Origin of the sequence: Mesomycoplasma dispar (assembly GCF_000941075.1) — a bacterium.
In the GTDB taxonomy this organism is placed as follows: Bacteria; Bacillota_I; Bacilli_A; order Mycoplasmatales; family Metamycoplasmataceae; genus Mesomycoplasma; species Mesomycoplasma dispar.
Genome location: NZ_CP007229.1, coordinates 478,248 through 488,380, shown reverse-complemented (window position 1 = coordinate 488,380; position 10,133 = coordinate 478,248). Strand labels below are relative to the sequence as shown.

General features: G+C 25.7%; 7 protein-coding genes and 1 pseudogene. 4 read left to right on the top strand and 4 right to left on the bottom strand.

Going from position 1 to position 10,133, the window contains the following annotated elements; translation table 4 throughout:
- Nucleotides 1–77: 77 nt before the first annotated feature.
- Genes MDIS_RS01865 through MDIS_RS01855 form a run of 3 tightly spaced genes read right to left on the bottom strand, consistent with a single transcriptional unit; the run spans nucleotide 78 to nucleotide 2,721 of the window.
- Nucleotides 78–734 carry a nucleoside phosphorylase-I family protein gene (locus tag MDIS_RS01865; RefSeq protein ID WP_044635397.1) on the bottom strand — a complete coding sequence of 219 codons (657 nt, stop codon included), beginning with the start codon at nucleotides 732–734 and terminating at the stop codon, nucleotides 78–80.
- The gene (locus MDIS_RS01860) at nucleotides 715–1,803 is read right to left on the bottom strand and encodes a nicotinate-nucleotide adenylyltransferase (protein WP_232034189.1); all 1,089 of its coding nucleotides are present in this window, start codon (nucleotides 1,801–1,803) and stop codon (nucleotides 715–717) included. Before MDIS_RS01860 ends, MDIS_RS01865 begins: the two co-directional genes overlap by 20 nt.
- Nucleotides 1,804–2,721 (bottom strand): Cof-type HAD-IIB family hydrolase, encoded by a 918-nt coding sequence (locus MDIS_RS01855; protein WP_044635396.1) that lies wholly within the window; start codon nucleotides 2,719–2,721, stop codon nucleotides 1,804–1,806. It abuts the gene before it with no gap.
- 665 nt (nucleotides 2,722–3,386) lie between these two features.
- Here MDIS_RS01855 and MDIS_RS01850 point away from each other — a divergent pair.
- The 4 genes and pseudogenes from MDIS_RS01850 to MDIS_RS04255 all read left to right on the top strand — a co-directional run.
- Nucleotides 3,387–4,592: an ATP-binding cassette domain-containing protein gene (locus MDIS_RS01850; protein ID WP_211249663.1), complete on the top strand. Its 1,206-nt coding sequence runs from the start codon at nucleotides 3,387–3,389 to the stop codon at nucleotides 4,590–4,592.
- A 42-nt stretch (nucleotides 4,593–4,634) separates the two neighbouring features.
- Nucleotides 4,635–6,857: a class III lanthionine synthetase LanKC N-terminal domain-containing protein gene (locus tag MDIS_RS01845; protein ID WP_044635394.1), complete on the top strand. Its 2,223-nt coding sequence runs from the start codon at nucleotides 4,635–4,637 to the stop codon at nucleotides 6,855–6,857.
- Between the two features lie 14 nt (nucleotides 6,858–6,871).
- Nucleotides 6,872–8,455, top strand: coding sequence for an ATP-binding cassette domain-containing protein (locus tag MDIS_RS01840; protein ID WP_044635393.1), 1,584 nt, complete (start codon nucleotides 6,872–6,874; stop codon nucleotides 8,453–8,455).
- Nucleotides 8,456–8,591: 136 nt separating this feature from the next.
- Nucleotides 8,592–8,825, top strand: a pseudogene (locus MDIS_RS04255) (transposase); the annotation flags it as partial.
- A gap of 95 nt (nucleotides 8,826–8,920) precedes the next feature.
- Here MDIS_RS04255 and MDIS_RS01830 read toward each other — a convergent pair.
- A complete protein-coding gene (locus MDIS_RS01830; protein WP_044635391.1) occupies nucleotides 8,921–9,646 on the bottom strand; it encodes a glycerophosphodiester phosphodiesterase family protein in 726 nt (241 codons plus the stop codon).
- Nucleotides 9,647–10,133 lie beyond the last annotated feature (487 nt).

Genomic DNA, 10,133 nt, shown 5'->3' with positions numbered 1-10,133 from the left:
AAAAAGCATATTTTTGGCAACTTTTTTCTACTAATTTAAGCTAATTTTTGCAAAAAATTCGCTAATAGTAAAATATTTTACAGTTTTTCTAGTAATTCAAGGGCAAATTTGGCCGCTTTTTGAGCGCCATTTTTGATTGCAAAATTGATTTTTTCAATCTGGGAATTATTTTCGATTTGGTCAGTTAAGTATTTGATGCAATAGAAATTTAAGCTGTTTTTTGCACTTATTTGTGCAAAAGCAAATGCTTCCATATCGAAAAAATCGACAAATTCAAAGTCGCTAACTTGTTCTTTTCTAGAAATGAAACTATTCGAAGAAGCAAGGATAAAATTTTCACCAATTCTATTATTTTCATAAAATTCTGGCTCATATGGCAACTGACCTGGCGGATATCAAGGCGTTTTTGCATCGAGAAGAAAAAATTTTTTTGGAAAAATTAGTCGATTTTCCATTTTTGCAAAATTAATTTGCAAATTCGCCCCACAAGCACCATAATTTATGATATTTTTAACAGCAAACTGGAGAATAACATATTGGGCAAAAATTGCTGAATTAATTAGTCCAATTTTTGAATTAACATACAAAAAGTAATGATTTTTATATTGAAATAACGAAATTTTTGAACTAAAAATTTCGAAGTTTTCAATTAAAATTGCACCTAATTGTTCTAGATTTACTTTTTCGTAATCATCAGCATAAAAAATTGCTGTACTAATTTTGGTGTTTTTCATAAAGTTGATTTTGCTGTGGTGAATTTAGCGCATCTTTATGTTGGTCTTGCGCCATTTTTACTAATATTTTAAAGGCTTTATCTAGATCTTGTTTTGCAAGTGAACGCAATTTTTGCACTCCCAAAAACCGACGACCGCGAGCTAATTTATCGGCAACGTAAATTGCTTTATCGAATAAAGACATTTCAAAACAGAGACTAGTATGACAAGAAATTGCATAAATTATTTCTTCATAAGGAAGTAAATAAATATTTTTTAGTCAAATTGATGCAGAAAGTTGGTGTAATTCGTATTCCTGAAGATTATTAGCATCAATTTTTTGCTCCCTAAGAAAGTTAAGGTGTTGATCTTTTGTCCATTTTTTTGTAAGATCGTGAAATAAGCCAGCATAATAAGCCATTTTTGAATTCAGTCCGTTAATTTGTGCATATTCCTTTGCAAGTTTTGCCGTATTTCTTGAATGAATTAATCGTTTTGAATTACCGAGAAAACCTTTTAGAATTGATTCAGTGTATAAAAAATTTTTCCCAATATAAGCTCTAACTTTGACATCAAGGGCATGAAAATCACCTTTTCTTATCTCTGAGGAACTAAAATTAGGTAGTTTTGAAGGTAAAATCATCGCTTTATAACGTTTTAAATGTTTAAAATCGGGATAATTTTTGCGTGTAAAAACAACAAGTTGGACTTTTTCGATAATTTCTTTATAGTTTTTCCAGAATTTAAAATTTGCTAGATTATCAGAGCCAATAATTAAAAAAATCTTTGTTTCTGGGTATTTTTTTGCAAAATAATTAACTGTGTCAATTGTGTAACTAATTTTTCTTGCCTTAATTTCAAAGTCACAAACTTCAGTTTTTTCAATTTGCACTAACTTTAACATTTCGTAACGAAATTTTGCATCAGCAATATTTTTTGCACCTTTTTTGAGCGGACTTATGTAATTAGGTACAAAAAAAAGTTTGTCTAAATCTAAAAAGTCAACCGCTTTTTTGGCAATTTCTAAATGTGCTTTGTGTACAGGGTTAAAAGTGCCGCCATAAATTGCAATTTTTTTAAATTTCATCATTTAATAATCAATTGTTCCAACTGTGACAGCCGAACGAAGATCCTTAATTTTTTTTGATTTTTCAATCTCTTTTTGCGGATTTTTCAAAAAACGGCGGATATAATCGCCAACGCCGCCTTCTTTGTTTGTTTTATTCAAAACAACAGTGGCATGTTTTTTTACTTGTGGCGGCGAATTTTTCATTGCTACCGAAATTGTCGAAATCGTGAACATCCCAATGTCATTATAACTATCACCGATTGAAATTATATTATCAAGATCAATTTTATAATAACGGGACAACATCGAAACTGCTTTTGATTTATTAACACCGATTGCGGTCATATCGAAGACAAAAGTATGATTTTCACCTTTAGACCAGGCGGAAAATTCGCCTAAATCGCCATAACGCCGTTCTAAATAAAGTTTAAAGTCGATTATATTTGTTGTTGGTTTTGTATCTAAAATCAAACAGGTCGGTTTTAAAGGAATTTTATGAAAATTAAGTCCTGGTTTTAAATTATTAAGATGGTCAAAACCAAAAACTTGCTCTAATTGCTTATCACGTTTTTTAATTTTTGCCCATCCTGGACCTTCAATTGCAACATTTGAAATTTCATTTTTAACTCGTTTATCGCCCATAATGTATAAAATATCGTTTAAATTAATATAATTTATTGTCGGTACAAAATCGCTATCAGTGGGGTTATGCACAAAAGCACCGTTAAAATTAGCAACAATTGTATTAAGGCCGAGTTTTTCGTAGATTGGCTTTGTTGATCTTCACGGTCTTCCAGTTAAAATACAAACAGTATGTCCTAATTCAACAGCGCGTTTGATTTCTGTTTCGGTATCAGGGTGAATTTCTGAAGTTGCACTGTCTGATAAAACGGTGCCATCAAGGTCTAAAACGAATAAGAAACGATTTGAAGTTTTCATTTTTAGAAATTATACTATAAAATACGGCAAAATTGAAGTAATTTGTAAGTTGTTAAAATTTGTTAAATTTTATAACCAGCGAAAATCAACTTGCTAATTTAAAAAAAAGCAATCTTTCTACAAAAAAAGACTTGTTTGGTAAAAGTAATAAAATTTTACCATTAGATAAGAATTCTATGTTAGATTTTATAACAAATACCACAATTAATACAAATGCTTGCAATGTTAATTTAACAGGGAAAAGAAGTAAGCAGAATTATATATAATGATTAAGTCTCGCTTAAAAATTTGAAGTGGTTTTTAGTTTTTTTAAAGCAAATTTTTTGCGAATATTTTTTATATTTTTTACTTTACTAGCCTTTGAGGTATCAAAGGCTAGTTACATTTTTTTATATAAATACATTACAGAATTTTTTTTTAAACCGAACGATAAAAATATATATTTTGTTGTTGCTTTATTAGTTGCAGCATTATTATTAATATTTGTTTTTCAAATTTGTTATGACTTTCAACATAAATGATTAGAAACTAGAGTTTTTATTTTAATTGCAAACAAAATCTCTAATAGAATTTACAATTTGAATTATGTAGATTTAAAATCAACAAAAATTGGAATAGTTTCATGATTTAATTATGATATAGAAAAAATTATGTCTCTTTTATCGATGTTTTTTTCTTTTGCTAGAATAGTTTTTGCTCTTTTTACAACAACTATTGCGATCATTTTATTATCAAAATATTGAGGTTGGATTGTTTTTTTGAACGTTCTTTTTTCAGGTTTTATTATTTATTTAACCCAAAAAAAATACGGTCCACAATTTCAAGAAAAACATAAAACATTATCAGATGCTTCGCAAAATATAACAAAAAATAATCTTGATATTCTTAATAATTTTAAATTATTCTATTTTCATAGCAAGACTAAAAAAATATCGGGAAAAATACTTAAAAATTTTAAAATTTTCACAGAAAAACAAATACCAGTTTATAAATGATCTTTAAAATCGAGTTCTATATCCACCGCATTAGTTTATTTATTTAATTCAATTGGATTTATATTAATTTTATTATTAACCGTTTTTAAATTTTATGAAATTTCTATTTTTATACCATTAACAAACTACTCTATAAGTTTGTTACAAAATTCTATTAATTTTTTATCCAATCTTATGCAGTATTGAATTGTTAAGTCAAGTATTGTAAAAATTTTTCCAAGCCAAAAAACAAAAATTGAAAAAATAAATTTATTAAAACCGATAGAAAAAATTCAGTTTCAAAATGTTTCATTTGGCTACGATGAAAATTTGGTTATCAAAAATTTGAATTTAATGATTGAGAATAACAAAAAATACGCACTGATGTCTAAAAGCGGGTCTGGGAAATCAACTTTAGTTAAATTAATGTCTGGAATTTATGATAATTATCAAGGAAATATTATCATTAATGAAAAATACCAACTTAAAGATCTAGATTTTAATTATATTAGATCGCAAATGGCAATAATCGATAATCAGAATATTATTTTTCCTGGAAATATAGTAGAAAATATCACTTTATTTTCAAAAAATCCAGATTTTGCTAAACTTAATCAAATAATTTCAGAACTTCAAGCAAATTGGATGATTTTGGAACAAAAAGTAGATTCATCAACTCTTTCAGAAGGTCAAAAGCAGTTAATTGTTCTTGCTCGTTTGTTATATCATGAAATGAAAATTTGAATAGTTGATGAAGCTCTCGATAATATACAAAAAGATCTTTCGAGTTTGTTCCTACAAAAATTAATTATTAAAAGAAATATAACTTTAATTTATGTGTCTCACCACATAGAAAAGGAAAATTTAGATCAATTTGATAAGTTAATTTCTCTATAACAAATATTTGTTTAAAAAAACAACAAAACCTGGTCGGGAATCGTGATTAATTTTATAGACAAAAATATCGAAAATAATAGTGATTTTTTAGTAAAAAAATCAAGCATTTTTTGACATATCATATATACAAAATCAAAAATCCCTAATTCAGGTTGAAAAATACATATTTCTAGTTTAATAAAAAACATTAGTAAGACTTTATTTTTAGTTTCTAATTACTGTTACAAAAATAAGTTAACTTTCAAATTTATTGCCGATAAAAATAAAATAATAGAAAATCAGTCAAAACTTTCTTGAATTTTTAGTTTTGGTAAGTTTATTACTATTTATTTTGTTGATGATATTCAGTTTTTGAAGAATATAGGCAAAATTTCTGAATTATTAAAATCATTCAACGGAATTCAAATTCATTCTGATAGACTTTTTTTTGATTCAAAAGTAGTTAACTATCGGTACGGATCGAATTTTAATACCCCCGAATCTAATTTTTCAAAATCTGATCGAAAAAAAAATTACTATTATTTGCCAAAAAACGTTAAGGAAATATTGCCTGAAAACACAAGTATTGCTCGGCTTGATAATTTTTTGGTTGGCGGACAATATGAAATATTATATATAGTTCACCAAAATTCTGCCTCTAATGTGTATATAGCTCGCAGAGAAGAAAGGTTTTATATTGTAAAAAGTTGTCCAATTTATGCTATTTTTTCTAAAAATAAATCATGTATTTTTTTTAGAAAAAACGAACTTAAAATTTTAAAAACCTTAAGTTCGTTAAAAATGCAAATTACCCCTAGATTCTTGGATAGTTTTATTGTTGAGAATTCTTTTTATATTATTAGAGAATATATAGTTGGCAAAAATCTCAATTTTTTTATGACTCAAAATTCAATATTTAATTTGAATTCTGTTAATAGTTTTGTATCAATTTTGGTTGATAAATTGATAAAAACACTATCAACCATTATTATAATTCATAATAATAACATCGTTTTAAACGACATTAATTTATCAAATTTTGTTATTACTAGCGATGACAAAGTTTATTTTTTGGACTTTGAGTTTTCTTTTTTATTGAATGATAAAAAAACCAGTTTTATTGATAAATTAGAACTTTCAACTGATAAATTCAATCTTAACAAAACAAAAATAAACAGCACAAAAAAAGACATTATGAAGTTAACAATTTGTTTTATTGAATTGTTTATCGGGCAAATCCCCAAATTCTATTCACAAGAAAAACTAAAGTGGTTTTTATTGTGCTTTTTTAATTTTGTACTTTTTTATGGGATAAACTTTTCTTTCTTTAAAATTTTATTAAATTTTCTCGATTTAAACATTGAGACAGAGAAAAATATACTTAATTTAAAAAAATTAAAAATTGATAATAACTCAAAAAAAGAATCCTTATGCTTAATATCAATAAAGGCTGTTATCATTGAAAAGTTTTTATCAATTTCAAAGCATTTTTCAAACCATAAAATAAGTAAACTTAATTTTTCAGATTTTAGGGTTGATTTTGTTTTCAAATCAATAAATAAATTTCCTATAATTAATAATCACATTAAATTAATTGATAAAGTGGAAAAAATAACCAAATTTTCTAATTTTGCTAAATTCAAAACTAAAAACCTAATTTTTTGGTCCTTTTGATTTATCTACAAATATAAAAAAATAAATAATGAGAACTTCAAAAAAATGTATTTAAAAATTATTAAATACTTGTTTGACGAAAGAGTTGTTAAATTGAAAAAATCAGTCGCTTTGTCAAACAAACATTATTTATCTCCGTATTTATTGGATGGAATGGTTGGGTTATTTTGGTTGGTTAGACTTGGTAATGTGAAAGAATATTTAGGCGAAGTTGAAGAATTCGAAAAATTAACAACCGCCCACATTTCAAATAAGGTTAATTTTTGGCAAGGGCTTTCAGGAATTATCCATTATTATTCAAAACTTGAAACAAACTCCTATAATGAAACTTTACAACTATGAGTATATTCAATTTTGAATCTCTGAAATGATACAAATAAAACTTTTGTTGAAATTACAGGGTACAAAGCGTCTTACGATGACAAGATTAATGCTGATTTAATAATTTTTAATTCACTCGAATTAGCAATTAAAAAATTGAATCTCAATATTTATAACTTCAATTTAAACAAAACTTCAAACAAATCGACCATTAACAAAATATGTAATAATAAAGCTGTTTTTCGGATATCTAAAATAGTAGATCAAATTCAAAATGTAGGGAAAGTTTAGTTGATTCTAGAAAAATGAGAACAATTTTTAAATATAATATTATAAATATAATTATTTCAATTTTTAATTTTGCATTAACTTTTTATTTGGCAATAGCGCCAAAATTTTTATTTGAAGCAATTTCAAAAACCAATCTTCAAAATATTTTAATTTTTGGTTTAAGTCAAATTTTAGCATTAATAACTTCTGGTTTAATTTCGGTTTTTTATGCCTCGTATTTTGCCACCCTATTTTCGCTAAAAAACACTAACAATTTCATTAAAACTAAAATAAAAATTAAAGACATTAATTACAAATCTTTTTACTCAAAAACAGAAGGTGAATGAAATTCTCTTCTTTTTAACGATCTTTTTACAAATTCAAACCAATATTATATAGGAGTTGCGGTTTTTTATTTTACCTTATTCCCATTATTTGCATCAGTGGCATCCGCTTTTTGGCTTAATTATATTTTAGGAATAGTTATGATTCTTTTTAGTATTATATGACTTTTCTACCCTTTATTTCTTAAAGAAAAAATAAACAAAAAAATACAGGAAAGATTAAACAAACTTTCTAAATTAAACGCAAACGTTTCAAATGTTTTAAAAAAAATTGACGGCCTTTTATTTTTTAACAAAATTCAAGTTTTACCAAAAATCATTAAATCTGATGTTGAAAATTTGGCCGAAGCAAACGCTAGCAAAAATTTTTGAACGAGATTATCGAGTTCAATTTCAACTTTTATTGAATATTTTTTAACAATAATAATGAATTTAGTAATTATTTTAACCAGCACACAAGTTGGTTTGGGGTATTTAAAAACTGGAATTTTAGTTTCAATTTCGACAATAGTTAGTTTCTTTTTGCAAAGAATTACAACTTTTATGCAATATTTTTTGAACAATATTGCAATCAAAAAAGGTTTAAAAAAAGTTGACATCAATTTTTATGATAGTCAAAAATGAGAAAATTTTGAAGAAAAAATTGAGACTATTCGCGTTGAAAATCTCAATTTTTCATACGAAAACAAACCTGTTTTTAAAAATTTAAACCTTCAATTTGATTCTGGTAAAAAATATTTACTAAAAGGACCAAATGGTTGTGGAAAATCAACACTTTTAAAAATTATTTTAGGTCTGCAAGAAAATTATCAAGGAAAAATTTTGATTAATAATAGAGATTTACAAAAAATCAACCCGCTTGATTTAGTCAAACAAATCAGTTATCTTGATAGTAATTTCGATTTAATTGGCGAAAATATAGCAGAAAATATTTACTTTTTTAATGAACAAAACAAAAATAAATTAAACAAGGTAATCAGAGATGCTGTTTTGGAAAATGACTTTTCAGAAACTAAAAATAAAGAGGAAATCGATCAAAAAGATTTTTCTGTTGGTCAAAAACAAAGAATCAATTTGGCTTCCCACTTATATGAATCAAAAAAAATAATGATTATTGACGAATCGCTTTCGAATATCGATATTAAAACCGCAAATAAAATTTTAGAAAAACTACTTTCAAAAACAGACTTAATGTTAATTTTAATTTCGCACCATTATTCTGAATTTCATGATCTAAAATTTGATAGAATTATTGATTTTGCTGAATTTGAATAAAATTAGCAAAATTAAACTAAGGAATGATAATTATACAAATTTGCTATATTAAGTTATTTTTATTTTTCGTCTTATTTAGATTAGTATCAAAAAAACCGTTTTTTATTTGACGGTATGACCATTCAATGAAAAATTGTTAACAAATACGCTGATTATAAAAAATTAAAAAAAGAAGATTTTCACAAAAAGGCGGAATTAAGTCAACATTTAGACTATGAAAAAGCAACCGAAGCAAAAATGGCGTGCATAGAATCAACAAGCAAAACGGGTTTTGGGCAAAACTGCGAACTATAATAGCAATAATATTCATCTAAAAATACCAAGAGACCAAAATGCCAGTTTTGAGAACAAATTAATCGCTAAATACGAAATTTTCCTTATTATTGAAATAGCAAAAATTTTTTAACCTTCTTTGCTATTTTTGAAATTTCAATCAAATTAGACAATTTAATGCCCTAAAAACCCTTATTTTTCAAATTGATAGTTACTAATTTGGGCATAAACATTTTCATCATCTTTAAATTGGTCATAGTCGCTTTTGGACTTAATCGTTCAAAGATTAATTGGTAAATTATATTCTTTAATTAATTCAGGGTATTTTTGGTACATTTTTGTTCACGGATGTAAAAATTTACAAATTTTTTGCACTTCTGATTTTTTTGTTACCAAAAGTTGATTTTTTGTCCAAAAAAGAAGTGCTAATTTGAACCTTTTATCCAAATTATGCAATCTTTTCAATGTTGCGAAGTTAAATGATGAAAAAATAATTTTTTCATAAAATTCATCGTTATATTTCTGCGCTAATTTATGAACTTCTTCTTCAATTCCTGGATATTCGTTCATATCGGTTTTAAGTTCGATGTTAATAATTTGGAATTTATTAAGAAAAGCATTAAGAAATTCATCAAGCGTTAAAATTGTTTGCTTTTTAGTTTCGATTTTGAAAAAATGACTATGGTCATCATCGGTTAAATCGACTAAATTTGTATCAGCAATTACTTTTTTAACCCCAGCAGTTCGAAATGTATCTTCATCGTGAATAATTACAATTTGGTGATCTTTTGTAAGATGAACGTCAAGTTCGACACCATCAAAACAAAAATAATAAGCCATTTCGAAGGCAAGATATGTATTTTCTGGAGCAATTCCAGAAAAACCACGATGGGCTAATAAAAACTGTTTTTTAGGCATCACCTAATTCCCTTCAGCAATAATTGTCAAATTCTAATCCTTAAAATTTCGGTTTTACTGGCAATAAAAACATAAAAACACAAAATAAGCCAATAAAAATAATTATTTATTGCAAGTGCTACAATGATTTGCGAATTTAAAATCGGCATAATTTGATAGTCAATTTTAAATTTATCTTTTCAAAAAATTTGGAGATTTCCAATTTTTAATACTTGACTAACAAAGTTTTCATTTATTTTAACAGTGATTTTTTACTTCGTATTTACTATTTAGTAAAAATTATAACAAACAATAAAATTTTTCAACTGAAATTGAAAAATTTTTTACATTACAATTTTTTATAAAAATAGGAATTTAATATATTTTTATAAAAAAAAGGGGGGGATTAAATATTTTGTCTCTTAAGTTAAATCTGTTTTGATAAAATTTATCATAAAGGACTAAAATATCAAAAAAGAGCAAAAAAAATTATCCCCATTTGAGTTAG